Origin of the sequence: Larsenimonas suaedae (assembly GCF_023712105.1) — a bacterium.
Lineage (GTDB): Bacteria > Pseudomonadota > Gammaproteobacteria > Pseudomonadales > Halomonadaceae > Larsenimonas > Larsenimonas suaedae.
This window is the reverse complement of record NZ_JAMLJI010000001.1, coordinates 535,113-560,192: the sequence shown is the minus strand read 5'-3', so window position 1 is coordinate 560,192 and position 25,080 is coordinate 535,113. Positions and strand designations below refer to the sequence as shown.

The following is a 25,080-nucleotide window of genomic DNA, read 5'->3' as shown; positions in this document are numbered from 1 at the left end:
ACGCGTAAAAAGGCGCAAGCCTATCCGGCTTACGCATCGGAGGCAATGGATTGACCCATCGATGCGTCGGTGTGAACTTCGGCGCGCGCCACAAGCTTCAAAAGCGCCTGCACCGGGTGCTCGAGCGTGGTGTTCGAAAACCGTTTGACCTGGCTTCGGCACGAGTAGCCGGTGGCCAGTAGCTGGCCGGGCGCGTCGGTCTCGACCAGAGGCCGCCAGGAAAGGTCATAGATGGCCTCGGAAGTGGCCTTGTGGGCGGTTTCATGGCCGTAGGTGCCGGACATGCCGCAACACCCGGTCGGCACCAGCTCAAGGGGCACGCCGAACGCTTTGAAGACTGCCTGCCAGCCGCTGGCGCTGCCGGCGGCAGTGGTGCGTTCGGTGCAGTGGCTCAAAAGCTTGAATGTCGGCGCATCGAGGTTTAACCGCTTGAACCGCGGCGCGAGTGTCTGTAGCCATTCCTGGAGCAGAAGCACGTCCGGTACCGCATCGGGGCCGAGTGCCTTAACGTACTCCTGACGATAGGTCAGGGTCATGGCCGGGTCGACGCCCACCAGCGGCACGCCAACGTCGGCCAGTGCGTTTAAATGGGAAGCATTGATCCGCGCCGTGGCTTCAAAGCGGCCCAGTTGCCCCATGACCTGAGACGGCTTGCCATTGGGCCTGAACGGGGCGACCAGTACGTTCAGGTCGAGCTTTTGCAGCAGCGTCACGGTGTCGCGGACGACGTGACTGTCGAAATAGCGTGTGAACGCATCCTGCACAAGGATCACGCTTCGAGCGCGCTGCGCTGGGCTCAGTCGTGCCAGTGTGATCGGAGTGGCCTGTGGAACGCCCCACTGTGCAAAAACCTTGTCAAGCGGCGCCCGATCAATGGTCGGGGTATCGACAAGACCGAGGCGTTTGAACAGTTTTTGACCGGGTGTGCTGGTGATGAGCGTGTTGTAGACCGGCGCGGCCTTCGCCGCCAGTGGCAGCATGGCCTCCAGATAACCGACCAGATAATCCTTCAGGACGCGGCCATGGCGTTGTGCGTAGATCGAGAGAAACTGGCTTTTGAAATCCGGTACGTCGACCTTGATCGGACACTGACCGGCGCAGGACTTGCACGACAGGCAGCCTGCCATCGCATCAAACACCTCATGATCGAACGACGTATCACCGGCGCGAGACGTGGCGTTCGACACCTGGGCCCTGAGCCGTCGCGAAAGCGCCATCCAGGGCGACAGGGTCCTTGCCGTGCCGGCCTCGGCAAGAACGTCGCGGCCGGCAGCGTCTTCCCGGCGTAGCCACTCCTTGAACAGCATCGCCCGGCCCTTGGGGGAGTGGCGGCGGTCACGGGTCGCCTTCCAGCTCGGGCACATGGCGTCGTTCGGGTCATAGTTGAAACAGGCGCCGTTGCCGTTGCAGTACACCGCGCTTGAGTAGTGACGCCATACCTGCTCGTCGATGGGCCGATCTAGTTCGCCGCGAAAGGTAACCCCGTCCACCTCGAGCAGCGTATCCGTGGACTCGAGCGGTGTGGCGATCTTGCCGGGGTTCAACTGGTTATCGGGGTCGAAGGCGCCCTTGATGCGTTGAAGCAGCGGATAGAGTTCGCCGAAAAAGTCCGGCGTGTAGGCCGAGCGGATGCCCTTGCCATGCTCGCCCCATAGAAGGCCACCGTATCTTTGAGTGAGCTCAGCCACCTGATCGGAGATCGGGCGGATCAGGGCTGCCTGCGCCGGGTCGCGCATGTCGAGCGCCGGGCGAACGTGGAGTACGCCGGCGTCCACGTGTCCGAACATTCCATACTGTAGCCCGTACCCATCGAGCAGATCCCGAAACTCCTGAATGTAGTCGGCCAGTCGCTCCGGCGGCACGGCCGTATCTTCCACGAACGGAAGCGGGCGGCGTTCACCTCGGGCGTTACCCAGAAGGCCCACCGCACGCTTTCGCATGGCATACACCCTTTGAATCGACGCGCGGCCGCGGGCGATGGTATGCCCCAGACGTGGGGTGGCCGTGTCGGCGGTCAGCGCGTCAAGAAACGCCGTGATCCTGTCCTCGAGGGCCTGTTCAGTGTCGGCATTGAATTCGACCAGATTGATGCCGCGGGTGCTTGGCACCTGGCCTGTGGCATTGGCCGGGTTGGCCGGAAAGAAATCGGCGACGCCTTCCCAGACGTAGTCGTCCATGGCCAGCAGCAGCACTTTTTCATCGACGGTTTCGATCGACGTCGGCGCATGGGCCATCAATGAGGTGGCGTCTCTGAGCGCATCCATGAAGCCTTCATAGCGCACGTTAACGAGCGCGCTGTGCGCCGGTATCGGCAGTACGTTCAGGGTCGCCTCGACCAGAATCCCGAGCGAGCCTTCCGAGCCGCAGAGCACGCTGTTGAGATCGAGCTGGCGCTTGTCGTTTCGAAGGTGCGGCAGATCATAGCCGGTCAGGCAGCGATTGAGCGGCGGAAACCCATCGAGAATCGCCTGCTCGTTATCGTCGAACAGCGCGCTCACCGTGCGGTGAAGGGCACCGCTTCGAGTCTGGCTCGCGCTCACGGTCTCAAGCGCCTCATCGGTCAACGCCGTGGTTTCAAGTGTCTCGCCGCCGATCAACACCGTCTTGAGGCCCAGAACATGATCGCGGGTCTTGCCGTACTCGCAGCTGCCCTGGCCGCTTGCATCGGTATTGATCATGCCGCCAAGCGTTGCCCGGTTCGACGTCGACAGTTCCGGGGCGAAAAAAAGCCCGTGGGGCTTTAGTGTCGCATTGAGCTGATCCTTGACGACGCCGGGCTCGACGACGACACGCCGTGTGTCGGGATCGATATCAATGATGCGGTTCATGTAGCGGCTGACATCGACCACCAACCCATCGGTCAGTGACTGGCCGTTGGTGCCGGTGCCGCCTCCGCGTGGTGTGAGTGTGACGGCCTTGAAGCGCGCCTCGCCCGCAAGCCGAGCGATCAGGGCAACGTCTTTCGCGTGGCGCGGAAACAGCGCGGCCTGAGGGACGCGCTCGTAAATGGAGTTGTCGGTGGCAAGCACGGTACGGTCGGCGTCGCTTGATGCGATGTCGCCCTCGAAGCCGCGGTGGTCGAGCTCACTCAAGAAGGCGAGATAGAGATCCTGATGCGGGATCGAAGGTTCCTGCGAATGCGTCATGGGTATAAATCGATGGTTATGAAGGCGATCCTGCTAGTTTAGGGGGTGGCCGCATGGACTTCGACCCCTTCATCGATATCGATGATGCTGCTCATAAGCGACGCTTTGTTTCACACATGGAGCTTGGCGGCGCTTTTCCATACAATGGCCCGACTTGCGGTGCATGATCCACCGCCATCCAGACGTACTGATTTAAGGAAGTGATTACCCCATGCTTGATCCTAAAGGGCTTCGAAGCGATCTCGACGCGGTTGCCAAGCGGTTGGCCAAACGCGGGTTCGAACTGGATACAGCGGAATTCGAGACGCTTGAGCAAACGCGGCGTGAGCTTCAAGGCCGCACCGAGGAGCTTCAAAACGAGCGCAATACCCGTTCGAAAGCGATCGGCCAGGCCAAGGGCCGGGGCGAGGACATCGAGCCGCTTCTGGCCGAGGTCAGCGATCTGGGCGAGCGGTTGGAGTCGGCCAAGGCCGAGCTTGCAACGGTACAGGAGCGCTTCGAAACGCTGGTGTCGGGCATTCCCAACCTGCCGCATGCAAGTGTGCCTGAAGGCGCGTCCGAAGACGACAACGTCGAGCTTCACCGCTGGGGTACGCCGAAAGCCTTCGATTTTACTCCAAAGGATCATACCGACCTTGGCGCATTACACGGTGAGCTCGATTTTGAGCTGGCGGCCAAGCTGACCGGCTCACGCTTTGCTGTCATGCGACGGGGCGTGGCGCGGCTTCATCGCGCACTCGTGCAGTTCATGCTCGATACCCAGACCCTCGAGCACGGCTATGAAGAGGCGTACGTGCCGTACATGGTCAACAAGGACAGTCTGTTTGGAACAGGGCAGCTGCCCAAGTTCGGCGAGGATCTGTTCAAGCTCGAGGGCGACGCCGAGTACTACTTGATTCCGACCGCTGAAGTGACCCTGACCAACTTCGTACGCGACGAAATTGTCGATGAGGCGGCGCTTCCGCTCAAGCTGACGGCGCATACGCCGTGTTTTCGAAGCGAGGCCGGCGCCTATGGGCGCGATACGCGCGGCATGATTCGTCAGCACCAGTTCGACAAGGTCGAAATGGTTCAGATCGTACACCCCAACCGCTCCTACGAGGCCCTCGAAGAAATGCGCGGCCACGCCGAGGCAATTCTCAAGGCGCTGGGGCTGCCGTTCCGTGCGGTGACGCTGTGCACCGGTGACATGGGCTTCGGCGCGGCCAAGACCTACGACCTCGAGGTCTGGCTGCCGAGTCAGGACACCTACCGTGAGATTTCCTCCATTTCCAACTGCGAGGATTTCCAGGCCCGCCGCATGCAGGCTCGTTTCCGAATGAAGGATCAGAAGAAGCCTCAGCTTGTGCATACGCTCAACGGGTCGGGTCTGGCCGTTGGCCGCTGCCTGGTCGCGATCCTTGAAAACTATCAGCGTGAAGACGGCTCGATCGAGGTGCCCGAGGTTCTTAAGCCCTACATGGGTGGTCGCGACAGCATCAATGCAGGCTAGGGCGATCGAGGCAGGGAGCGCGTCATGGACGTATTGACGGTACATTACCGCCCGGATCGATTGCATCTGTGCCTGATTGGCGGGGGCGCAAGCGCACTGACGCTTGCCGAGCAGTGGCCGGGTCTCGGCCTTCGGGTCACGGTTTATTCACGTGCGCTTTCGAGTTCGCTTGAGGCGCTGATCGAACGGGAAGGCTGGGCGCACCAGGAGCAGCGCCCGGCCCCGGCGCCTGGCGTAATCTGGGTGGTGGCCACCGACGATGAGCACGTTGATCAGGCGTGTCTGCGCGAGGCGCTCGACGCCGATGTGCCCGTATACGCCCCGCGCTTTCCCGAACAATCAAGCGTGCATTTGCCAGGGCGCCACGTGCAGGGCCGCGCCATCAAGCCGCGCGGCGGCCCGGGCCACGTCACGCTGGTTGGGGCCGGGCCGGGTGATCCGGGGCTTTTGACGCTCAAGGCCGTGGACGCGCTTGAGGCCGCTGACATGGTGGTCCATGACCGTCTGGTCTCTCGCGAGATCCTGTCGATGATTCGCCCTGAGGCCCAGCGCTTCTATGTCGGCAAGGCGCGTTCTGACCATAGCGTACCCCAGGAGGATATCAATCGCTCTCTGGCGGAGTGGGCCAAGGCCGGCTATCGCGTGGTTCGGCTCAAGGGGGGAGACCCGTTCGTGTTTGGGCGGGGAGGTGAGGAGCTCGAAGAGCTTGCAAACCATGGTGTGTCGTTCGAGGTGGTGCCTGGCATCACGGCCGCTATCGGTGTGTCGTCCTATTCAGGCATCCCATTGACCCATCGTGATCATGCCCAGTCGGTGCGCTTCATTACGGGGCATCTCAAAAACGGCAGCTGCGACCTCGACTGGCCAACCCTCGCACAGCCTGGCCAGACTCTGGTGTTCTATATGGGGCTTGGGACGCTGGGTGTGATCTGCGATCAGTTGATCGCGCATGGTGCACCAGCCGAGCGGCCGGTAGCGCTGGTTGAGCAGGGCACCACGGCGCGCCAGCAGGTTCATGTTGGCACGCTTGGTACCATGGCCGCGTATGCAGATAATATTGATATCGCGCCGCCAACCCTGATCATCGTAGGCGACGTCGTGTCCTTGCATGAGAAGCTGCACTGGTTCGACCCCAACGGTTCATCGAGTCTTGGCTGGCGTCACGGCAAGCACCCAACGCCTGAGGCCGCAGTGTCGCAGCAGGGGGATCTGTCAGAGAAGGGTGAAAGGTAGAGCATTGGTAAGCGCCATGACCGCAAGGCAAAGAAGAATCGGTGAGAACAGGCCGAAGGCGACCATGGCAAGAAGCTTGATGTCTTCCCACAGTATGATCTGGCGATAATGGGAATTGGTAATTTCACGTCGAGCCCGACGGCGAAACCGTCGGCTCATGTCATGGCCTGCATTTGGGCCTGGATCAGTGACTCGATCAAATAGTCGTCGGGCATGTCGGGATGCGTTGCGCGCAAAATGATAAATGCGGTCCGATGGGCGGACTCGAACTGGTGCCAGGCATGTTGCGGCGTATGTTCGAACTGATCGAGCCAGTTTGATAGCCAGCGCTGACACGGGGTAAATTGCTCGGTGTAGTAGGGTTCTGAAATCATGATATCCCCTCCGGCAAAAAAGGGAGCGCAGCGTGCGCTGCGCCGGGTGAGCCGCGTGTGATCACGCCGCTCGGTGCATTGGTTTACGTCTTTGCCGTTCGGCAAGTTCTGCGCTCATCAACAGCTCTTCCGCAACGTAGCGGAACTCCCTTACCGTACATATTGGATGCCCGTTGGCGCAATAGAGCCACTGGTCATCACGTGTACGGCCAGAAAGCTTGGGCCATTCAAGCATGCAGCCACATTGGGGACAGTTGGGTGAGGTCATTGGCGTATCATCCTCAAAATGCGCATCCATGCGCGTATTCGGTTCGTCGGTGAACGGTACGGTATAATTATACATTTATTTTACGGTTTTTGTACATTTCTTGTTTGCACGTCCTGTACGAGCCGAATGCCGTCCAGGCGCGAACGATTCAATCAGCGCTTGATGACATCTCAATGACGGGCCGGTCGTTAAAATGATGAAATTATCGCGCATGGCATGAAACTTTTAAGCACCCCGTCTGTCCATGTAGTGCCTCCGTAGTGGAAAGCGGTGAACGCGAACATCGCGTCGTTTTTCCCGCTGTCTTCTACGGCAGCATTCCCTGCGTACTTGCGCTCGACCTTTTGGGTCGGGCGTTTTTTTGTGTCCGATTTTTGTATGTGGTGTCTGCAAGGGCACACCGGATGAGGTGGCCGTCATGGTTTTGTCATTTGGTGCAGTTAGTCTGCCTGCGCCTTGAACAAAGACATTAAGGAGCCTGGCCGGTGAGCAGTGAAATCGAAAACCATGATGAATTGAACCCTTCCTCGAACACGCCGTTTTCGACCGTCTTGGACAGGCATCTCTCCAGGCGAAAGATCATGCAGGGCGGGCTCGGTATGGCCTGCGCCTCCATGTTTGCAGGATTTGGGCTGCCCGGCGCCATCAAGCACGCCATGGCCAATACGGCAAAGGCGCCTGCCTTGACCCTTGGGTTCGAGTCCATTGCCGGCGCCATGACCGATGGCGTCGTAGTGCCTCCGGGGTACACCGCTCAGGTGCTGGTGCCCTGGGGCAGCGCGTTGAGCTCGAGTGGCCCGCAGTGGTCTCAGACGCTTGAGCTCACGCCCGAATTTCAGGCCAATGCCATGGGGATGCACCACGATGGCATGTACCACTTTCCCTTGAGTACCGATAAGGCCTCGAGTGATTTTCTGCTTGCGATCAACCACGAGTACATCGACCAGTCGGCGTTGTGGTCTCCGAAAGGCGGTCCGACGCATCAGGAGGAAGGCGCACGTCCGGCCGACGAGGTTCGTACTGAAATCAACGCTCATGGCGTCTGTGTGGTGCGGCTTTCCAAAAACGCCGAAGGCCACTGGCACATGGTGAAAGACGATGCCCACAACAAGCGCTATACCTCTGCGACGCCAATGGTGCTGGCGGGCCCGGTTCGAGGCAGTGAGTACGTAAAGACCGCCTGGTCGCCGGATGGCACTCGCGTTCGTGGCACCAATAACAACTGCGCCAGTGGCTATACGCCCTGGGGCACGTATTTGACCTGCGAAGAGAACTGGCCGGAAGTGTTCATCAACACCGGCGAGATGACGGACGATCAACGTCGCCTTGGACTCCGTGACGATCGTGGCCGCTACGCCTGGGAAACCGCTACCGGCGGCGCGCAGGGTGAGTTCGAGCGCTTCAACAACACCCCAAGCGGTGATTCGGCGCTTCAGGATTACCGCAACGAGGCCCGAGGCTTTGGGTATGTGGTCGAAATCGACCCTTACGCCCCCAACAGCAGCGCTCACAAACGCACCGCCCTGGGCCGTTTCCGGCACGAAGGGTGCTGGCCCGGCAAGGTGGTCGAGGGCGAGCCATTGACGTTCTATACCGGTCATGACGCCCGCAATGAATACATCTACAAGTTCGTGTCCAAAAAGCGCTGGCGTGCTCAGGATGCCAATCGCCCCGGCGAGCGGTATGACCGTCACGCCATTGGCGACAGCTACATGAACGAGGGAACGCTCTATGTCGCCCGATTCGGCTCCGACGGTCGTGGCGAGTGGCTTGCATTGACGCCGGACAGCACGATTCCAGGCGGAGGCCCCAAGGGTGAACGTACGCTCGGTGACGTCTTTGGCGACCAGGCCGGGATCATCATCAATACCTGCGACGCGTCTGATCTGATGGGAGCGACGCCGATGGACCGCCCGGAATGGGGGACCGTCGATCCCGGTACCGGCGACGTGTTCATGTCATTGACCAACAACTCAAAACGCACCGCCCATGGCACCGAGCCTGAGTACACCGAGTCAGATGCGTCTGCAGAGGCCTTGGGCGTGGGGTACAAGACCGCGCCAGTCAACGCCGCCAACCCGCGTCCGGACAACGAGTACGGTCAAGTGCTGCGCTGGCGCGAAGGCGCCTCGGCGTCGTCGTTTACCTGGGAAGTGTTCCTGTTCGGGAGCGCCGCGGATGCAAGCCCCGCCGTCAACCGCTCTGGGCTTACCGAAGCCAACCAGTTTGCAAGCCCTGATGGGCTCTGGTTCGATCAGCGCACCGATGAAGGCGCCGGCATCCTTTGGATCGAGACCGACAACGGCATTGATAAAGGGCGTACCAACGCGGTGGCCGAGGCGACCAACGACCAGGTGCTGGCCTGTATTCCAGGAGCGCTGGGAGAGGGGTATACCGAGCTCAAGCGCTTTGCGGTCGGGCCGAACGCCTGCGAAATAACCGGAATCTTTGCAACCCCTGACCGTACGGCGCTGTTTATCAATATCCAGCATCCGGGCAATTGGCCGGTGCCGGGCTCTAATGATGCGACCGCCATCGCCAATGGCCAGGTTCGTCCTCGGGCGGCAACCGTCGTGATTCAAAAGAGTGATGGTGGCAAGATCGGCGTGTAGACAGCATTTTCCGTATTTTTTGAACCGCCTTCGGGCGGTTTTTTTATGCCTGAAAAAAGGCGCTTATGCGCAGGGGATGCGCATATCAGTACATTCGTATTTTTAGTAATGAGATAAACTTTTAAACATTATGTAACAAATAGAATGATTAACCGCCGCCGGAACTCGCTTACCCAATGAAAAAAAGACATGTGCGCCTACCGTTGGCCTCACTCTGCTGGTTTAAAGGGCACACCTGGCAATTGGAACCTCCTTATCAAGAGCGCGTGTGTTGTCAGTGTGGCCGACTGGAAGTCGCAACCGGTTTTGACCCCGCCGGCCGTGCGCTCGAATGGAAGGTTGTATTCGTACCGAATTGGAAGTAGATGCCAAGTAGAGTTAGAGTTTCTTCTTGTTCGAGACCGATCGGTTTATAAATTGTGCAAAAGACTATCAATTCAAGCGTTTAATCGATAAAGAAACACCACTGTCTGCCGTAAATTAAAAAAGCAGGACGTACGCCGTGTCTTGCTTTTACATGCTTTGGCCGCTTACCCCCCTCGAGTGAGCGGCTTTTTTTATGGGCGCTTTTCTTTTGGGCGTTTGGCCAATTGCTGGCTTAACGATAAAAAAAGCCCCCGGTACCTGAGTAAGGTGCCGGGGGCTTTTTCATGAAGCTGGCGGAGGGACAGGGATTCGAACCCTGGAAGGGCTATAAACCCTTGCCGGTTTTCAAGACCGGTGCATTCAACCGCTCTGCCATCCCTCCAGATGCGGGTGCGTACACTAACACGCTATAGCGCTCTGCGCAATTGCTGACTCTTGGAATATGCACCTGTTCGAGAGTGCGCGCCGGGCCTCGCCTTCGGCGGCGCGCTGGTTCGGCCCTGGGTAACAGAGAGAATGCATCACTCTGCACGTTTGATGATGACCGAAATAGCGCCGTTTTCGTCAAGAGCATCAAACCTAGCTTGAAAAGGTGGCCGACGCCGAGTACGACGGACAGGCCTGAGTGATCGAAAGCGACGTTAACGCACTGAGGCGTTCGTTCACGTTCTGATGCATTAGGTCTCGCCTGCGTGTTTTGTACCCTCACCTGTATCCGTTGCCACGGGGGCAGGCGTTTTTCATTCGTCTTGAGGTAAGTGATGCCGTCATTTGATCCACCGTCTCGCTGGCTTGGCTTCTGGGCGGCCTCTCTGTCATTGATGGCGGTGTTTGCCGCCTCGGCAACACCCATTCCGCTCTACGCCCTTTACCAATCTGCCCATGGACTTTCCTACGCCGATCTTTCGTTGACGGCGGTGTTCTATTTCGTGGGGGCCATAACGGCGCTTTTAGTGTTCGGGCGCGTGTCCAACTACGTTTGCCTAAAGCCGGTGGTACTGTGCGCCTTGGCGATTCCGTCATTGATTGCCGGGCAGGCCGCTCGCGTCATGAGTCTTGCCGAGGTGTTAAGTGGGTACCTGGGCCTTGCCTTGGTGGCGTTTATGGTTGCGCTGGTGGCGGCCAGAAACCCGATGACCGAGGCATCGACGCGCTGACCCTTTGACGGCTTGATGGAGCGTCATCGCTTGAGATGACCTTTGAAACAGGGTGGGCCTAAAACGAAAACGCCCTGAATCGATGAGATCGATTCAGGGCGTCGGTAGTCAAGGTGGCGGAGGGACAGGGATTCGAACCCTGGAAGGGCTATAAACCCTTGCCGGTTTTCAAGACCGGTGCATTCAACCGCTCTGCCATCCCTCCGGCTCACGGCTGCGTATACTACCAGCTGGTTTTGGATCGTCAAGTATGTTTTTTACGATCATAGACTTAACCAGTGTTGAACGGTGTGTTGCATGGTGTGAGAAGGCGTTGCATGCTGGTGACTATCACTTTCTCTGTCTCATTGGAGAGACCTGTCATGAATGAGCGCTATCACGATGTCGCGTCGCACAGCCAGTCGAGGAGCGAGGTCGCTCCGGCGTACAAGGTTCTGCGCAACACCTACATGCTGTTGGCCCTGACACTTGGGGTCTCTGCTCTGACCGCCGGGCTTGCGATGTCGATGGGTGTTGCCCATCTCAACATCTTCGTTTTCTTCATCGGCGCCTACGGGCTGATGTTTCTGGTGCACAAGCTCAAGAACTCATCCGCGGGGCTTCTCGCGATCTTCGCCTTCACCGGCTTCATGGGCTTTACGCTCGGCCCGGTGCTTTCAAGCTATCTAACGCTTGGCAACGGCGCGCAGCTGATCATGACCGCGCTTGCGATGACGGCGATCACGTTTGTGGGGCTTTCCGCGGTGGTGCTGGTCACCAAGAAGGATTTCAGTTTCCTGGCCAACTTCCTCATGGCCGGCGCCATTGTGCTGGTGGTCGCGATGGTCGTTGCGATGCTGTTCAACATTTCCGGTCTGGCGCTCGCGGTATCGGCCGGTTTCGTGTTGTTTGCAAGCGCGATGATTCTTTATGAGACCAGCCAGATCATCCATGGGGGGGAGCAGAATTACATTCTGGCCACCCTGGGGTTATACTTGGCGATCTATAATCTGTTTGTCAGCCTGCTCTCGATTCTAGGCGTCGTTTCCGGCGACGATTGAGCATCGACGTGACAGCGGGATGCAAGTGCAGGGCCTTCGGGCCCTGCTTTTGTTTGTGAAGGAGTCCTTTCTTGAAGTACACGCTGATCGTCTATGGCGCCCCCTACAGCAGCCAGGCTGCCCATTCGGCGCTTCGGTTCGCCCGTGCGCTGCCGGGGCTTGGGCATACGGTTGCCACCGTGTTCTTTTATCACGACGGTGTCTATAACGCCTCGACGCTCATCACACCGCCACAGGATGAGCCACACCTGAATCAGGCCTGGGCCGAGCTCAAGACTACTCAGGGCTGTGAGCTGCTGGTGTGTGTGGCGGCTGCGCTGAAACGGGGTGTGATGAACGACGCCGAGGCTCGCCGTCACGGGGGCGAGGTGCATAATCTGGGCGAACCTTTTGAGCTGACAGGCGTCGGACAGCTACTGGCCTCGGCCCAATCCTCAGATCGCACGGTGACCTTTGCCCCATGACCGATAAAACATTGATTCTGATTCGTCATGCGCCGCACGGAACGAGTTTTGCGCGTGAAGGCATCGAAGCCGCATTGGTCGGTGGGGCGATGGGCATGGCGGTGGATATTGTGTTCGCCGGCGACGGCGTGTTCTGCCTGCTCCCGGACCAGAGCGCCGGGGCGCTCGGGCAAAAGGGCACGCTGCCAATGATCAAGGCGTTGCCGATGTATGACATCGAAACGATTTTCGTGGACCGCGTCGCACTGCAGCAACGGGGGCTCGAGGTGAGTGCGCTTGCCGTCGATGCCATCGAATGCGAACTGGCGTCCGTGACCGCGTCGTATCGACAGATAGTGAGCTTTTGACCCATGACGTTGCATATTCTCAATCGCAGTGCGTTTTCAAGCGCGACGCCCGATGATGCCCTTCGTGCCACTGTCCCGGGCGATGCGCTCGTCTTGGTCGAGGACGGTGTCTACTGCGCGCTTGATGCGCGGTGGTGTGCGTCACTGCCTCTTGACGTTGCGGTGTACGCACTGTCGGAGGATCTTGAGGCGCGAGGCCTTGGTGCGCGCACAGATGCTCGCGTGCAAACCGTGACGGTCGACGGGTTTGTAGAATTGACCGCCACCCACTCACAGTCCATCAGCTGGTTTTGACATGGCAGGCAACGACGAGCTTTCAATCAACGTCGGCGAAGAGGTCATCGCGCTGGATCCCGAGGGGTATCTGGTTGAGCGTGCGCGCTGGACGCCCGAGGTAGCCAACGCCCTGGCCGAGCGCGAGGGCCGAACGCTTGAGCCCGCGCATTGGGAGGTGATCGAGGTCATCCGTACCTTTTACGCGACCTATGAGCTTTCACCTGCGATGCGACCGCTGGTCAAGGCGGTCGGTCAGGCGCTTGGGCCCGAGAAGGGCCGTTCGATCTATCTGATGCGGCTGTTTCCGGACAGCCCTGCCAAGGTCGCGGCGCGCCTGGCCGGGCTCCCCAAGCCCACCAACTGCCTGTAGGGCCTGCGATGAACTTTCTGGGCCACGCGGTCATCGCTCACAGCGGGTCCGATGAGTACCTTTTGGGCAACCTGATCGCCGATGGCATCAAGGGCCGTGATCTTTCCGCTTGGCCCGCGGACGTTGCCCTTGGCATCCGGCGCCACCGTCAGCTTGATGAGTGGATCGATCACCACACCGAGGTGCAGGCACTCAAGGAGGATGTGCCGCGTGAGGTGCGCCGGGTCTCGGGCATCGGGTTTGATCTGGTATGGGATCATTTTCTGGCAAGATTTCTGCTTGATCCAGCGACGCAGCACCCCGCGCTCGAGCGTGGCCTCATCGACCGAATCTATGAGGTTTTGTCTCTAAATGCGCATCTTGTACCGGGCCGCATGGGGCCGCTGTGCGATGCCCTGATTAGACAGCGCTGGCTGGAGCGCTACGCCGACTATGGCTACACCTGCCAGAGCGTGCGCGCACTCGGCCATCGAATCCCGCGTCAAACGCCTCAGATGTATGCGCTGGGCGATTGGCTCGAGACCCATCCGAGGCGCCTGGAAGCGGCGTTTGAACGGCTTTGGCCGGATCTGGAGGCCCAGACCCGGCCGGTCGATAGGGCGCGTCAGGCCCCAGGCAGCGTCAAACAGTGAATGGGATCGCCGGGGGCGATGACACTGTCTGGCTCGATGACCGCAAATGCCTCGGCCAGCGCGCAGGAGGTCAGCATCGAGGAGTCCTGCGAGCCCGTCAGATGGGCATCGCCTTCGGCGGTGAGCGTTACGCGCATGTAATGGCGGCGGCCGGCCGTCCTGGTCGAAAAGGCAGCTTTAGCGGTTCGGGCCGGTAATGCCTCAAGCGTCGGGCAGCCCAGCAGTCGGCCAAGCAGCGGACGCAGAAACAGGTAGCTGCCAACGAACCCGGACACCGGGTTGCCTGCAAGTCCCACCACCGATGCGTGACCGATACGGCCTATCGTCAGCGGTTTGCCGGGTTTCATCGCCAGCCGCCACATCGTGAGCGTGCCCATCGATTCGATCGCGTGGCGGACGTGATCCTCCTCGCCGACCGAGACCCCACCAGCGGTAACCAGTACATCGGCGGTCGCGGCAGCCTCCTGGAGTGCCTGACAGGTGGCCTCGAAGCTGTCGGGCAAGTGCGTGATTCTGACAATCTCCCCGCCGAATTCCTCGATCAACCCCGCCAGCTGATAACGGTTGCTGTTATAGATCTGGCCCGGCTGGATCGGTGTGCCCGGAAGAATGACCTCATCGCCACTGGTCAAGAGCGCGACACGTGGCCGGCGTCGAACCCTTGGCTGGGCAATGCCCTGGCTTGCAAGTACCCCAAGGGTGGCGGGCGTCAGCCGCGTTCCGGCAGAAAGCAGCACATTGCCCACGGCGACTTCACCGCCCTGAACGCGAACGTTGTTGCCGGAAGCAACGGTGTCTGGAAAACCGATGTGGCCGTTTTCATCGATTTGAACGTGTTCCTGCATGATCACGCTGTCGGCGCCCCCCGGGATTGGCGCACCGGTGAAAATGCGCGCGCAGGTGCCGGGGGCGAGCGGTGGTGGATTGGTGCCGGCCGGAATGCGCTGGGAAACGGCAAGAGTCTTGCCCTGGTCACGACTATGAAGGGCGTAGCCGTCCATGGCGCTGTTATCGAAGGGCGGCATGTCGTAGGCGGCGTGCACGTCCTCGGCGAGTACACGCCCCCCTGCGGCGTCCAGCGCGCACGATTCGCTCTCAAGCGACGTGACGCCCTCGAGCAGGGCCGCACGTGCAGCATCGACGCTGTGAAAGTCAGTGCCCATGTTGGCCGTCTCCCCGTTTGACCAGGTTGGCGAAGTTGCACGGCTGGTGGCGGCTGTCGAGCTGCTCCTGAATCAGTCCCTCCCAGCCGGTTCGGCACGCCCCGGTCGAGCCTGGCAGGGCAAAGATGACCGTGCGGTTGGCAAAGCCCGCGATGCAGCGGCTTTGAATGGTGGAGCTGCCGATTTCCTGATAGGACAGGGCGCGAAACTGCTCACCAAAGCCCGGGATTGCGTGATCAAACAGCGGCGTCAACGCATCGGGTGTGGTATCGCGCCCGGTAAAGCCGGTGCCGCCTGTGGTGATGATGACATCGATGTGGGCGGCCGCGATCCAGGCCGATACCTGTGACCGAATCTGATAGATGTCGTCCGGCACGATTACGCCCTCGGCGCAGCGATGGCCCGCGGCTTCGATGGCCTGGGCCAGGTAGTTGCCTGACTTGTCGGTATCGGGCGTTCGCGTGTCGGAAACCGTCAGCACGGCAATGGATAGAGGAAGAAAGGTCATGGGGTGTGCTCATCCTGTTTGGCCGCCTGGCGGGCCTTGAGCGCCTCGAGCTGCTCGGGGGTGGCCTCGGCTTGATACAGCGTTTTCCACTCGCTGTAGGGCATGCCATAGACGTGCTCACGGGCGGCTTCGTAGTCGAGCTCGATGCCCTGATCGGCGGCGGCGTTGACCAGCCACTTCGAGAGGCAGTTTCGGCAGAAGTCCGCCAGGATCATCAGGTCGATGTTTTGAACGTCCTTGTTGTCATCGAGGTGCTTGAGCAATGTGCGAAAGGCTTCGGCTTCGATGCGTTGCTGGGTTTGTTCGGGCAGCTGCGCGTACATGGAGGCTCCTTGCGGGTATTCGGTGCGATAGATGCGTCGTTGGGGCAGTGTAGCGCGGCTGTGTCGCTTTCGAACCCCTTGGGTGCGCCAGACGTTAAAAACGTTTTATTTAATTTACAAAAAGGTGCCTATTTAAGCCTCAAAGTGCATTTTTCTATTGCTTATCGATTTTGATGGTCATTATATTGCACGCTCGACCAAACGGATGTGCCCGAATCTTTAATAACAACGGGGCGCACGCTCGACACAATAACGGAGTCAACAATGTCGTCTACCAATTCTTCAGACGCACTCGTTCGAGTGCTGGCGCGCAAGGACGTGCTTGCACTGGCGTTCGGGGCCATGATCGGCTGGGGCTGGATCGTGCTGACCGGCAAATTCATTGTCAATGCCGGCAGCATGGGCGCGGTCGTTGCGTTTCTGATCGGCGGGACTGCGGTCATCCTTGTTGGACTGACCTACGCAGAGCTTGCCGCCGCCATGCCCAAGGTGGGCGGTGAACACGTCTACAGCTATCGGGCGCTGGGGCATTTCGCCTCGTTCATCTGCACCTGGAGCATCGTGCTTGGCTACCTCAGCGTGGTCGCGTTCGAAGCCGTTGCACTGCCCACGGTCGTTGAGAGTCTCTTTCCAAACTACGCCGTCGGTCACTTATGGACGCTTGCCGGCTGGGACGTTAAGTTCACCTGGGTTCTGGTGGGCGTGATTGGCTCCCTTGTCATGATGGTGATCAACTACGTGGGCGTGACCATGGCCGCACTCATTCAAAGGCTGGTCACGCTTCTGATTCTGGTGGTGGGTGTGTTGTTCATTACCGGGGCGCTGTTTACCGGCGAGACCACCACGCTTCAACCGCTGTTTTCCGATGGTGCCGGCGGCATCATGACGGTGATGATCATGGTGCCGTTTCTGTTCGTTGGTTTTGACGTTATCCCTCAGGCCGCTGAAGAGATCAATCTGCCGTATCGCGATATTGGCCGGGTGCTGATGTTGTCGGTGGTACTGGCAGTGGTCTGGTACGCGCTGATCGTCTTTGGCACCTCGCTGATGCTGCCGGCCTCACAGCTTGGCGGCGATGTGCTGGCGGTACCGGCAGCCATGGAGGCCGTCTTCGATGCGCCCTGGGCGTCCAAGCTGATGATCCTTGCGGGCATGGCCGGCATCATCACCAGCTGGAACGCGTTCTATATCGGGGGGTCACGGGCTATTTACGCGCTGGCGCATGCCGGCATGCTGCCAGGCTTTCTCGCCAAGCTGCATCCGAAGTACAAGACGCCGACCAACGCCATCTTGCTGATCGGTATCATTTCGAGCCTGGCGCCACTGATGGGGCGCCCTGCCATGGTGTGGCTGGTGGACGCAGGCGGCCTTGGTATCGTGATTGCCTACCTGTTCGTGGCGCTGTCGTTTCTAGTGCTGCGCGCCAGGGAACCCGAGATGCCACGCCCGTTCCGTGTGCCTCAGGGCATGCTGGTGGGTGTCATTGCGGTGGCGCTGTCCATCGGCATGGCCGGGCTTTATCTGCCCTTCAGCCCTGCGGCGTTGACCGGTATCGAGTGGCTGGTGTTTGGGGGCTGGATGCTGCTTGGGCTTTTGATGTACGCCTGGGCGCTGGCGCGCTACGGCAAGGACTACGCCAAAAAGATGATGACGCACGAATACTGATCGTCTGACGCGCCGGGCACGCTGAGACGCGCCGGGCACGCTGAGACGCGTCCGGCTGACCCAGCGTCAGCGCAGGCCCTCGCCGAGCCCGGCGAGGGCCTGTACATGGGCCTCGACCGAAGGCCCGAGACTCTCCAGATGATACCCGCCTTCCAGCACCGACAGCAGTCGGCCGTCGCTGAACCTGGCCGCGATGTCCAGACACTGTTGCGTAAGCGCCCTGAAGTCCTGCGTCTCGAAATCGAGATCCGTCATGCCGTCCTCCCTGTGACCATCAAAACCTGCACTCATGATCACAAGCTCTGGCCGGTGGCGCTCGATGGCGTGACGGCAGTCAGCCTCTAAGCGCAGGCTGGCCTCGCGTCCGGTGGTGTGCGGCGCAAGCGCCATGTTGATCGAGTTCGACGGCGGTGGCGTGCTTGATGCAGGGTAGATCCCCTGTTGAAACATCGAGCAGATCAGTACCCGCGGGTCGTTGCCTAGAATGTCCAGAGTGCCGTTGCACTGATGGGCATCGATGTCCACGATCAGGATGCGCTTGAGGCCCCAGTGGGTGATCGCGTAGCGCGCGGCGATGGCGGCGTTATTGATCAGACAGAACCCCATGCCGCGCTGGTGCTCGGCGTGATGGCCCGGCGGACGAATGGCGCAGAACACGTTGTCCGCCTGCTGGCGGCACAGCTGATTGACGCCCTTGACCACAGCCCCTGCGGCAATGCGGGCCGCCTGCCAGCTGTCCTTGGTGACAAAGGTCTCATCGTCGAGGGCAATCGGGGCATCATCTGGAGTGGCGTCGCTCAAAAAGCCCAGATAGCCTGCATCATGGGCGAGCAGCAAGTGCTCGGGTTTGGCCGCGCGGGCATCGAAATGCTGCAGGTGTTGGGATACCCCATGACGTGCCAGTTGGCGCTCGATGGCGTTGAGCCGTCGGGGGTGATCGGGGTGCCACGGCGCCACCATATGGCGGCGACAGAAACTCGGGGCGATCAGTGCGGTTATCATGGGTCATCCTTAATCAGGTAACGCCCGAGCGATGAACGCGCGCAGCGCAAGGCAGCGAACGAGGGAATCATGCAGGAAAACGGCTTGGGGCTTCAATTCGTCGAACGGTTTTTCCAGCCACGATCAATTCTGATCGTGCTTGATAGCGAGCATCTCGACCTTGCGCGCACGGTGCTTGCCAACCTGAGTGAAGGTGGGTTTAACGGGCGCCTTGGCGTATACGGCCTTGATGATTCGGCCGGTGAGGTCACCATGAAGGGCCTCGAGCGGGTGCCGGAGCTCAAGGCGTTGTCGCCGCCGCCGGATCTGATTCTCTTTGTCTGTCGAGTCGAGTGCGTACCAGAGCCGTTGACCACGCTCGCCGAGCGAGGCTGTGCGGCGGCATTGATCATGACCGGGGGCGCTCATTGGAGCGAGAGCCCGGCCTCCGAGCCGGACTCGCTTCGTGCGCGGCTCGGTACGATTGTTACCCGTTTTGGTCTTCGCATCATGGGGCCTGAGTGCGCAGGCATTCTCTCGACGCGGCACAATCTCAATGCGTCCTGCACCAGCACCGCGATTGCCCGGGGGCGGCTTGCCTACCTGGGCCAGTCGGGCATGGTCGGTCACGCTCTGATCGACTGGGCCGCAGAACGGGGCATCGGCTTTTCGCACATGGTGGCACTCGGCGACAGCGTCGATGTGACGCTGCCCGACGTGCTTGATTATCTGAATCTGAGCGGCGGCTACCGAGCACTGGTCATGCATCTTGAACGGATCGACAACGCTCGCCATTTCATGACGGCGCTGCGCGAGGCTGCGCGCCATCACGTGGTAGTCGCGATCAAGAGCGGGCGCTTCGAACGCACCGACCTTGCCCGTCACGGCGTCGCGCCGGGGCTCTCCCGGCGCGATCAGGTGCTTGACGCCGCCCTCGAGCGCGCGGGCGTGCTGCGCGTGAATGCCTCTGATGAGCTGATCGATGCGCTCGAGACGTTGACGCGTGTGCAGTCGATGCCGGGAGATCGGGTCGCGTTCGTGGCCAATGGGCTGGGGCTGTCGTTCATGGCAATGGACGCCTTGATCGCCCAGGGCGGCACTCTGGCGTCCCTGTCAGACGCCACGTGTGATGCCCTGACGGCGCAGGCGCTGGACGTCAGCGTGCGCGGAGACAACCCGGTCGATGTCGGGAGTCTGGCGACCCCTGAGGTGTTCGAACGGGCGGTGCGTCTAGTGGGCGCCGACCCGAACGTGGATGTGGTGATCACCATTCACGCCCCGACCCGCATGGCGCCGGCCGAGGAGGTGGCCCGGCGGGTAGTGGCAAGCAGGGACGCCGTGCGGGGCGTTCTGATGAGCTGCTGGATGGGGCTCAAGACCGCCCGCGAGGCGCGCCTTCAGTGCCAGCGGGCCGGTATCGCGCATTATCGCTCGCCGGAAAAGGCGGTGGATGGCGTGATGCTAATGGTGCGCTATCGCAAGGCGCAGCATCTTCTGCGTCTGACGCCGCCCAATGCAGAGCTTGTTGGCCGCGATCACCGCAGGGAAAACGCCCAGCGCCTTATTCGCGAGGCGTTTGAACGGCAGCGCCGGGCGTTGACGCATCAGGAGTGCGGTGAGGTACTCGATGCCTATGGGGTGAGCCTCGGCCGCGTGCATTATCTACAAGCGACGCACTCGGAGCCGGTGTTGCCTGCGTTTGCACCGCCCTGGCAGATGCAGGCCGTGCATGAACAGGCGTGCATGCCGTTTTCGGTGTCGGACACCGCTGAGTGTGTGCTGCGCCGCCTTACAACGCCGATCGCCTTGCAGGAGGCGTTTGCCGAACTCAAGGCACGGTTCGAGGCCCGTGACACGCCGCTTTATAGCGTGTGCGTGCGCCCTGAACGCTCGGATGTCGCAAGCGTTGGGTTGAGCGTCGGTATTACTCGAGACCCGGTGTTTGGCCCGGTCGTGTTCATCGGTCGGGCGGGACATCCGCTTGATGAGGCCGAGGACCGCCATGTGGCGCTGCCGCCGCTCAATCGCGAACTGGCCCACACCCTGATCGATCAGACGTCTGCACGCCATCTCCTGACCGAGCAGCTGGGCTCTGAGGCCTGGCGGGAGCGGCTGGCCCGGCTTCTGGTGACGCTTTCGACGCTTGCAACCGATGTCCCCACGCTCGAGTGTTTGAACATCAGCCCCCTGCGAGTGAGCGCGACGGATGTCTGGGCCGAAGACTATCGGTTGAGCGTGGGGCCGCCGGCGCGGTTCGCGATCATGCCGTACCCCGATCAGTGGGTGAACGAGGAGCTTCTTTCAGAGGGTGATTCGATCACGATTCGACCGATCCGGGAATCGGACGCCGCGCTGATTACCGAGTTTCATCGCCATCTTTCTGCCAGGAGCATCCGATTTCGGTATTTTCGCGACAAGCCGGAGCTGTCGCAGGAGGCGCTGGCGCGTCTTGCCCAGCTTAATTACGACCGCCAGATGGCGTTTGTTGCACTGGAGAGTGTGCCTAAGTGGGGCTCGTCATCAGGTGAGGCGCTTGGTGAGTCGGTCACGATGCTTGGCGTGGCTCGCGTCTGGAACGACCCGGATAACGTGCGCACCGAGTTTTCGATCATCATCCGTGACGACATGCAGGGGCGAGGCCTGGGGCGGCGTTTGATGACGCGATTGATCGACTACAGCCGTCACGTCGGCACGCTTGAAATGTATGGAAAGATTGCACCGGACAACCGGGCGATGCGTGCACTGGTCAAAGCCCTTGGCTTTACCACCCGCCTTGATATGGAAGAGGGGGTGGTGACCGCGCGACTGGCGCTGAATGAGCCTGCCACGGCCTGGCAGCGCCAGCGTCTGGCCCAGACCGATCCGTAAGGGGCGGCCCGGGCCACGGCGTCAGGTCAATCTGGTTTCAGGTCAAGGGGCGAGGTGGGTCTTGTCCCACTGGGCAGTTTCTGAACGGCGGCGAAACCTCAGTCGATCGTGCAGGCGGTTGGGTTGGCCCTGCCAGAACTCGATCATGTGCGGCTTGATCCGATAGCCACCCCAGTGCGCGGGGCGCTCGACGGGGACGTTGTCAAACGCGCTTTCAAACCGCGCCTGACGTTCTTCGAGCCAGCGACGCCCCGGAATCTCGACACTTTGCTGCGACACCCAGGCGCCGAGCTGACTGTCACGCGGTCGGCTTTCGAAGTAGCGGTCGGAAAGCGCCTTTTCAACCTGCTCGACGTGGCCCTCGACGCGGACCTGGCGCTGAAGCGTGGGCCACCAGAAGACGATGGCCGCCACGGGGTTGCCGGCCAGTTCGCTGCCCTTGTGGCTTTGGTAGTTGGTGTAGAACACGAAGCCCTGCTCATCGAAGCCCTTGAGCAGCACGATACGCGCGTGCGGCATCTGGTTGTTATCAACCGTTGCGAGCGTCATGGCGTTGGCGTCGTCTTTCTCGGTGTCGACAGCGGCCGAGAGCCACTCCGAAAAGAGTGGAAAGGGGCTTGCCGGGGTCGAGTCAAAGGCAAGGCTTGCGCCGGCATAGTCCCGTCTTAGCTGGGCAATGTCCTGATTCATGCAGGGGTCCTCGAGTCTTGGTACGGCGCAGCGCCATTGGCTACGCGTGTTCGTTGGCGACGTTTTGCTTCGATTTCAGGCGCTGGGCCTGATTGACCGAGGTGATCAACAGGGCGAGTGCGGCGAGGATCTCAACCACCGACCAGGGCCACTGACCGTCGGCTTCGATCATCAACGCGCTTTGAACGCCGTAGATGATGCTGACAAAGGCCAGCCAGATGAACCCGCGGGTCCGTGGCATCCAGAACACCGTGCCCAAAAGCACCAGCGGCAGCAGACGGATGGCCAGTGGCGCAATTTCCATCTGGTGTGTGGCGACCAGCCAGATGGCGTTGGCAACGGCCACGGCAAGCAGGGCCACATAGGATAGAATGCAGCGTTTCATCGTATTCATGTCGGGGACTCGTGTTGGGTGAGCGTGCGTGCCAGTGCACCGAGCCGCTGGCCCTGAGCATAGGCGATGGCATGTTCGTTGGCGTCGACCTCGAGGGCGTTGCTTTCGCCGCTGACGTGGCTTGCGCCATACGGGGTGCCGCCCTGGGTCGTCTCGAAAAGCGCGGTGACGCTGTAGGGGACGCCGGTGATGATCATGCCGTGATGAAGCAGCGGTGTCATCATGCTGGTCAGCGTGGTTTCCTGACCGCCGTGAAGACTTGCCGTCGAGGTGAAGACCGCGGCCGGTTTGTCGACCAGCGCACCGGTCATCCAGAGTTCGCTGGTGCCATCGAGAAAATGCTTCAATGCCGACGCCATGTTGCCAAAGCGCGTCGGGCTGCCAAGCGCCAGGCCCGCGCAGTCGCGAAGATCATCAAGGGTCGCGTAGACGGCGCCGGACTCAGGGATTTCGGGAGAGGTGGCCTCACAGGTCGGCGAGACCGACGGCACGGTTCTGAGCCGGGCGTCGACGCCCGAAATGGATTCGATGCCGGACGCCACTGCTTCGGCCAGTTGACGGGTTTTTCCGTTGCGCGAATAGTACAGGACAAGAAGGTAAGGCGTGGTCATGGGGTATCCCGTTGGTAAAAGGGCTTAAGTGTGAAAAGGCTCGAGGAAACGAGCGTTTGGCGCGTTATTTAAGCATCAGGGAGGTATTGTAGTGCGGCGTCAGCGAGAGTCACAACGCCCCTTCATGGGCCCGAAGCGGCTCAGGGCGCTCAAGGAGGTGCGACACCTCTTCACGCGGTTTGCACGCCACGATGGGCTTCGAACCGCGGGCGCATTGACCTACACCACGCTTTTTGCCGTGGTGCCGTTGACCACGGTGCTTTACGCCATGCTCTCTGCGGTCCCGGCCTTTCAGGGCGTGGGAGACCAGCTCCAGACCTACGTGTTCCAGCAGTTTCTGCCGGCCACCGGCGAGGTGGTGATCGATAAGCTCAACCAGTTCTCGCATCAGGCGCAGCAGTTGACCGGCGTGGGAATCGGGGTGCTGTTTGTGACCTCGATCATGATGATGTACACCATCGAGCACGCGTTCAATCAGATCTGGCAGGTGTCGACCCATCGCCGCGGCATCGCAAGCTTCGTGATCTACTGGACCGTATTGACGCTCGGCCCCTTGTTGATTGGCTCGGGGTTTGCGCTCTCATCCTACCTTGCCTCGCTTCGAATATTTGATACTGCGGCGTTCCTGTTCGGGGGCCGTGATCTCATACTGATGCTGATGCCGCTTTTTTTGAGCGTACTGGCGTTTTTCTTTGTCTACATGGCGGTACCGAGTACGCGCGTGCGTGTGCGCGACGCGCTGATTGGCGCAGTCTCCGTTGCGGTGTCGTTCGAGCTTGCCAAGTACGGTTTTTCGGTCTTTGTAAGCCACTTCCCGTCCTATCAGATCATCTATGGCGCCTTTGCCGCCGTTCCCCTTTTTCTGATCTGGGTCTATCTGTGCTGGGCAATCGTGTTGCTCGGGGCGGAACTCACCGCGTATCTGGGGGAGTCGCACCGGGCCGACTGGCGGCACTGGTCGCCGTTCTGGCAGAGCATCGGGCTTCTTTACAAGCTCGACAAGCAGCGCGCGCTTGGCGGCGAGCTGTCGCTCAGGCAGGTGCGCCGGCTGGTCGGTGGGCATTATCGGTCACTGATGGCGCCGCTGGTGGAGCAGCGCTGGGTCGTGCAGGGAATCCAGGGGGGGTGGGTCCTTGCGCGCAGCCTGGACGAACTGCCGTTATGCGATATCCTGATGCATATCGGGTGGCAGCCAAGCGATGAGTACGCCGCCCCCGATGCGCGTTTCAAGCCGATTCAGCACGCGCTTGACGCGCTGACAATGCAGCGTCGCATTGCGACGAACCGGGCACTTCGAGACTACATCGACGAGGGGCAGTCCGGTCGGCCGTCGACCGACGATCAGGGCGCCTCTCATCGATGACGCAAGGTCATTTCAGCCAATGCATGAGGGCAGTGACGATGGAACGCGATTACGACCGAGATGAAGCGCTTTTTGCCAAGGAGATGGCCGACGTTACCCCGTTGAAACCGTCGAATACGGTGGTGTCGTTCAAGCGTGACCCGCAATTGACCGACGCCCAGCGCGCACGTCGCGCCCAGGCCCAGAAAGAAGAGGAGGCCACCAATTTTCTTTCCGATGAGTTCGTGGATCTGCTGCCCGTCAACGACCCGTTCGAGTTCAGGCGAGACGGCATTCAAACCGGTGTGATCGACAAGCTGCGTCAAGGCGGCTATCGTATCGACGCCCAGATCAATGTGGCCAGGCAGCCGCTCAGAGACGTTCGTCGCGACGTATTTGCGTTTATCAGAGAAGCCTACGCCCATGAGCTGAGAACGCTCTTGATTGTGCATGGGCGAGGCAAGCGCGACGACAGCCACGCCAACATCGTTCGGTCCTACGTGACCAAATGGCTTCAGCAGTTTGACGAAGTTCAGGCGTTTTCCACCGCTCAGCCGCGTAACGGCGGGTTGGGCGCGACCTATGTGGCGCTCAAGAAGTCGGCGTCTGCCAGTCAGCGCAACAGAGAACGCCATCAGCGCCGACACGCCCCCTGAGCGCTATAGCGCCTCAAACCTCCAACCCCTTATCCATAAAAAAGCAGGTCATCATTGACCTGCTTTTTTGTGCGCGCGGTCACGTAGACCTGTTGCCCGCCG

24 protein-coding genes and 2 tRNA genes are annotated in these 25,080 nt (G+C 60.5%); 14 read left to right on the top strand and 12 right to left on the bottom strand.

What is annotated here, in order from left to right:
• Window positions 1-29: 29 nt before the first annotated feature.
• Window positions 30-3,146 carry a D-2-hydroxyglutarate dehydrogenase YdiJ gene (gene ydiJ, locus NAT49_RS02665; RefSeq protein ID WP_251590114.1) on the bottom strand — a complete coding sequence of 1,039 codons (3,117 nt, stop codon included), beginning with the start codon at window positions 3,144-3,146 and terminating at the stop codon, window positions 30-32.
• Between the two features lie 211 nt (window positions 3,147-3,357).
• Between ydiJ and serS the strand changes: the two genes are divergently transcribed.
• Window positions 3,358-4,638 (top strand): serine--tRNA ligase, encoded by a 1,281-nt coding sequence (serS, locus tag NAT49_RS02660; RefSeq protein ID WP_251590113.1) that lies wholly within the window; start codon window positions 3,358-3,360, stop codon window positions 4,636-4,638.
• A 24-nt stretch (window positions 4,639-4,662) separates the two neighbouring features.
• The gene (cobA, locus tag NAT49_RS02650; RefSeq protein WP_309619156.1) at window positions 4,663-5,871 is read left to right on the top strand and encodes a uroporphyrinogen-III C-methyltransferase; all 1,209 of its coding nucleotides are present in this window, start codon (window positions 4,663-4,665) and stop codon (window positions 5,869-5,871) included.
• Here cobA and NAT49_RS02645 read toward each other — a convergent pair.
• A complete protein-coding gene (locus tag NAT49_RS02645; protein WP_251590112.1) occupies window positions 5,851-6,030 on the bottom strand; it encodes a hypothetical protein in 180 nt (59 codons plus the stop codon). The two genes, cobA and NAT49_RS02645, sit on opposite strands and share 21 nt — an antisense overlap.
• On the bottom strand, window positions 6,027-6,245 hold the full coding sequence (locus NAT49_RS02640) for a hypothetical protein (protein ID WP_251590111.1): 219 nt from the start codon (window positions 6,243-6,245) through the stop codon (window positions 6,027-6,029). The genes NAT49_RS02645 and NAT49_RS02640 overlap by 4 nt, the downstream gene beginning before the upstream one ends.
• A 753-nt stretch (window positions 6,246-6,998) precedes the next feature.
• On the opposite strand from NAT49_RS02640, the gene NAT49_RS02635 reads away from it, so the two are divergent.
• The gene (locus tag NAT49_RS02635) at window positions 6,999-9,125 is read left to right on the top strand and encodes a PhoX family protein (RefSeq protein WP_251590102.1); all 2,127 of its coding nucleotides are present in this window, start codon (window positions 6,999-7,001) and stop codon (window positions 9,123-9,125) included.
• 657 nt (window positions 9,126-9,782) lie between these two features.
• Here NAT49_RS02635 and NAT49_RS02630 read toward each other — a convergent pair.
• Window positions 9,783-9,873, bottom strand: a tRNA-Ser gene (locus NAT49_RS02630).
• A 379-nt stretch (window positions 9,874-10,252) separates the two neighbouring features.
• On the opposite strand from NAT49_RS02630, the gene NAT49_RS02625 reads away from it, so the two are divergent.
• Window positions 10,253-10,648 carry a hypothetical protein gene (locus NAT49_RS02625; RefSeq protein ID WP_251590100.1) on the top strand — a complete coding sequence of 132 codons (396 nt, stop codon included), beginning with the start codon at window positions 10,253-10,255 and terminating at the stop codon, window positions 10,646-10,648.
• Window positions 10,649-10,762: 114 nt separating this feature from the next.
• Here NAT49_RS02625 and NAT49_RS02620 read toward each other — a convergent pair.
• Window positions 10,763-10,853 (bottom strand) — tRNA-Ser (locus NAT49_RS02620).
• 157 nt (window positions 10,854-11,010) lie between these two features.
• Between NAT49_RS02620 and NAT49_RS02615 the strand changes: the two genes are divergently transcribed.
• From NAT49_RS02615 to NAT49_RS02590, 6 genes are all read left to right on the top strand, one after another.
• Window positions 11,011-11,688, top strand: a complete 678-nt coding sequence (locus NAT49_RS02615) for a Bax inhibitor-1/YccA family protein (RefSeq protein WP_251590098.1) — start codon at window positions 11,011-11,013, stop codon at window positions 11,686-11,688.
• A gap of 71 nt (window positions 11,689-11,759) precedes the next feature.
• The gene (tusD, locus tag NAT49_RS02610) at window positions 11,760-12,152 is read left to right on the top strand and encodes a sulfurtransferase complex subunit TusD (protein ID WP_251590096.1); all 393 of its coding nucleotides are present in this window, start codon (window positions 11,760-11,762) and stop codon (window positions 12,150-12,152) included.
• Window positions 12,149-12,499, top strand: a complete 351-nt coding sequence (gene tusC / locus NAT49_RS02605) for a sulfurtransferase complex subunit TusC (RefSeq protein WP_251590094.1) — start codon at window positions 12,149-12,151, stop codon at window positions 12,497-12,499. Before tusD ends, tusC begins: the two co-directional genes overlap by 4 nt.
• 3 nt (window positions 12,500-12,502) lie before the next feature.
• The gene (gene tusB / locus NAT49_RS02600; protein WP_251590092.1) at window positions 12,503-12,793 is read left to right on the top strand and encodes a sulfurtransferase complex subunit TusB; all 291 of its coding nucleotides are present in this window, start codon (window positions 12,503-12,505) and stop codon (window positions 12,791-12,793) included.
• A 1-nt stretch (window position 12,794) separates the two neighbouring features.
• Window positions 12,795-13,145 (top strand): TusE/DsrC/DsvC family sulfur relay protein, encoded by a 351-nt coding sequence (locus tag NAT49_RS02595; RefSeq protein ID WP_251590090.1) that lies wholly within the window; start codon window positions 12,795-12,797, stop codon window positions 13,143-13,145.
• 8 nt (window positions 13,146-13,153) lie between these two features.
• Complete coding sequence (locus tag NAT49_RS02590; protein ID WP_251590087.1) at window positions 13,154-13,777, top strand: ACP phosphodiesterase; 624 nt, start codon at window positions 13,154-13,156, stop codon at window positions 13,775-13,777.
• Here the strand turns inward: NAT49_RS02590 and NAT49_RS02585 are convergent.
• Genes NAT49_RS02585 through NAT49_RS02575 form a run of 3 tightly spaced genes read right to left on the bottom strand, consistent with a single transcriptional unit; the run spans window position 13,750 to window position 15,771 of the window.
• Window positions 13,750-14,940: a molybdopterin molybdotransferase MoeA gene (locus NAT49_RS02585; protein ID WP_251590085.1), complete on the bottom strand. Its 1,191-nt coding sequence runs from the start codon at window positions 14,938-14,940 to the stop codon at window positions 13,750-13,752. The two genes, NAT49_RS02590 and NAT49_RS02585, sit on opposite strands and share 28 nt — an antisense overlap.
• Window positions 14,930-15,448 (bottom strand): molybdenum cofactor biosynthesis protein B, encoded by a 519-nt coding sequence (gene moaB, locus NAT49_RS02580; protein WP_251590082.1) that lies wholly within the window; start codon window positions 15,446-15,448, stop codon window positions 14,930-14,932. The genes NAT49_RS02585 and moaB overlap by 11 nt, the downstream gene beginning before the upstream one ends.
• A complete protein-coding gene (locus NAT49_RS02575; protein ID WP_251590080.1) occupies window positions 15,445-15,771 on the bottom strand; it encodes a DUF1244 domain-containing protein in 327 nt (108 codons plus the stop codon). The genes moaB and NAT49_RS02575 overlap by 4 nt, the downstream gene beginning before the upstream one ends.
• Before the next feature lie 264 nt (window positions 15,772-16,035).
• Between NAT49_RS02575 and NAT49_RS02570 the strand changes: the two genes are divergently transcribed.
• Window positions 16,036-17,436 carry an APC family permease gene (locus NAT49_RS02570; protein WP_251590079.1) on the top strand — a complete coding sequence of 467 codons (1,401 nt, stop codon included), beginning with the start codon at window positions 16,036-16,038 and terminating at the stop codon, window positions 17,434-17,436.
• A gap of 66 nt (window positions 17,437-17,502) precedes the next feature.
• Here NAT49_RS02570 and NAT49_RS02565 read toward each other — a convergent pair whose 3' ends face one another.
• Window positions 17,503-18,438 carry a histone deacetylase family protein gene (locus NAT49_RS02565; protein WP_251590078.1) on the bottom strand — a complete coding sequence of 312 codons (936 nt, stop codon included), beginning with the start codon at window positions 18,436-18,438 and terminating at the stop codon, window positions 17,503-17,505.
• A gap of 69 nt (window positions 18,439-18,507) precedes the next feature.
• Between NAT49_RS02565 and NAT49_RS02560 the strand changes: the two genes are divergently transcribed.
• Window positions 18,508-21,285: a bifunctional acetate--CoA ligase family protein/GNAT family N-acetyltransferase gene (locus tag NAT49_RS02560; RefSeq protein WP_251590077.1), complete on the top strand. Its 2,778-nt coding sequence runs from the start codon at window positions 18,508-18,510 to the stop codon at window positions 21,283-21,285.
• 42 nt (window positions 21,286-21,327) lie between these two features.
• Here the strand turns inward: NAT49_RS02560 and pdxH are convergent, their stop codons facing one another.
• From pdxH to wrbA, 3 genes are read right to left on the bottom strand one after another with little or no spacing between them, the layout of a single operon-like run.
• Window positions 21,328-21,975: a pyridoxamine 5'-phosphate oxidase gene (pdxH, locus tag NAT49_RS02555; RefSeq protein WP_251590076.1), complete on the bottom strand. Its 648-nt coding sequence runs from the start codon at window positions 21,973-21,975 to the stop codon at window positions 21,328-21,330.
• Between the two features lie 40 nt (window positions 21,976-22,015).
• Window positions 22,016-22,369, bottom strand: coding sequence for a DUF2069 domain-containing protein (locus NAT49_RS02550; RefSeq protein WP_251590075.1), 354 nt, complete (start codon window positions 22,367-22,369; stop codon window positions 22,016-22,018).
• A complete protein-coding gene (gene wrbA, locus NAT49_RS02545) occupies window positions 22,366-22,980 on the bottom strand; it encodes an NAD(P)H:quinone oxidoreductase (RefSeq protein WP_251590074.1) in 615 nt (204 codons plus the stop codon). The genes NAT49_RS02550 and wrbA overlap by 4 nt, the downstream gene beginning before the upstream one ends.
• Window positions 22,981-23,104: 124 nt before the next feature.
• Here wrbA and NAT49_RS02540 point away from each other — a divergent pair, with 124 nt between their 5' ends.
• Complete coding sequence (locus tag NAT49_RS02540) at window positions 23,105-24,343, top strand: YihY family inner membrane protein (RefSeq protein WP_251590073.1); 1,239 nt, start codon at window positions 23,105-23,107, stop codon at window positions 24,341-24,343.
• Window positions 24,344-24,381: 38 nt separating this feature from the next.
• Window positions 24,382-24,978: a DNA endonuclease SmrA gene (gene smrA / locus NAT49_RS02535; RefSeq protein WP_251590071.1), complete on the top strand. Its 597-nt coding sequence runs from the start codon at window positions 24,382-24,384 to the stop codon at window positions 24,976-24,978.
• The last annotated feature ends 102 nt before the right edge of the window (window positions 24,979-25,080 follow it).

Excerpts from the sequence above, each read along its gene's own strand:
- ydiJ (WP_251590114.1), bottom strand. The coding sequence starts at position 3,146 with ATGACGCATTCGCAGGAACCTTCGATCCCGCATCAGGATCTCTATCTC.
- serS (WP_251590113.1), top strand. The coding sequence starts at position 3,358 with ATGCTTGATCCTAAAGGGCTTCGAAGCGATCTCGACGCGGTTGCCAAG.
- cobA (WP_309619156.1), top strand. The coding sequence starts at position 4,663 with ATGGACGTATTGACGGTACATTACCGCCCGGATCGATTGCATCTGTGC.
- NAT49_RS02645 (WP_251590112.1), bottom strand. The coding sequence starts at position 6,030 with ATGAGCCGACGGTTTCGCCGTCGGGCTCGACGTGAAATTACCAATTCC.
- NAT49_RS02640 (WP_251590111.1), bottom strand. The coding sequence starts at position 6,245 with ATGATTTCAGAACCCTACTACACCGAGCAATTTACCCCGTGTCAGCGC.
- NAT49_RS02625 (WP_251590100.1), top strand. The coding sequence starts at position 10,253 with ATGCCGTCATTTGATCCACCGTCTCGCTGGCTTGGCTTCTGGGCGGCC.
- NAT49_RS02615 (WP_251590098.1), top strand. The coding sequence starts at position 11,011 with ATGAATGAGCGCTATCACGATGTCGCGTCGCACAGCCAGTCGAGGAGC.
- tusC (WP_251590094.1), top strand. The coding sequence starts at position 12,149 with ATGACCGATAAAACATTGATTCTGATTCGTCATGCGCCGCACGGAACG.
- tusB (WP_251590092.1), top strand. The coding sequence starts at position 12,503 with ATGACGTTGCATATTCTCAATCGCAGTGCGTTTTCAAGCGCGACGCCC.
- NAT49_RS02595 (WP_251590090.1), top strand. The coding sequence starts at position 12,795 with ATGGCAGGCAACGACGAGCTTTCAATCAACGTCGGCGAAGAGGTCATC.
- NAT49_RS02590 (WP_251590087.1), top strand. The coding sequence starts at position 13,154 with ATGAACTTTCTGGGCCACGCGGTCATCGCTCACAGCGGGTCCGATGAG.
- NAT49_RS02585 (WP_251590085.1), bottom strand. The coding sequence starts at position 14,940 with ATGGGCACTGACTTTCACAGCGTCGATGCTGCACGTGCGGCCCTGCTC.
- moaB (WP_251590082.1), bottom strand. The coding sequence starts at position 15,448 with ATGACCTTTCTTCCTCTATCCATTGCCGTGCTGACGGTTTCCGACACG.
- NAT49_RS02575 (WP_251590080.1), bottom strand. The coding sequence starts at position 15,771 with ATGTACGCGCAGCTGCCCGAACAAACCCAGCAACGCATCGAAGCCGAA.
- NAT49_RS02570 (WP_251590079.1), top strand. The coding sequence starts at position 16,036 with ATGTCGTCTACCAATTCTTCAGACGCACTCGTTCGAGTGCTGGCGCGC.
- NAT49_RS02565 (WP_251590078.1), bottom strand. The coding sequence starts at position 18,438 with ATGATAACCGCACTGATCGCCCCGAGTTTCTGTCGCCGCCATATGGTG.
- NAT49_RS02560 (WP_251590077.1), top strand. The coding sequence starts at position 18,508 with ATGCAGGAAAACGGCTTGGGGCTTCAATTCGTCGAACGGTTTTTCCAG.
- pdxH (WP_251590076.1), bottom strand. The coding sequence starts at position 21,975 with ATGAATCAGGACATTGCCCAGCTAAGACGGGACTATGCCGGCGCAAGC.
- NAT49_RS02550 (WP_251590075.1), bottom strand. The coding sequence starts at position 22,369 with ATGAATACGATGAAACGCTGCATTCTATCCTATGTGGCCCTGCTTGCC.
- wrbA (WP_251590074.1), bottom strand. The coding sequence starts at position 22,980 with ATGACCACGCCTTACCTTCTTGTCCTGTACTATTCGCGCAACGGAAAA.
- NAT49_RS02540 (WP_251590073.1), top strand. The coding sequence starts at position 23,105 with ATGGGCCCGAAGCGGCTCAGGGCGCTCAAGGAGGTGCGACACCTCTTC.
- smrA (WP_251590071.1), top strand. The coding sequence starts at position 24,382 with ATGGAACGCGATTACGACCGAGATGAAGCGCTTTTTGCCAAGGAGATG.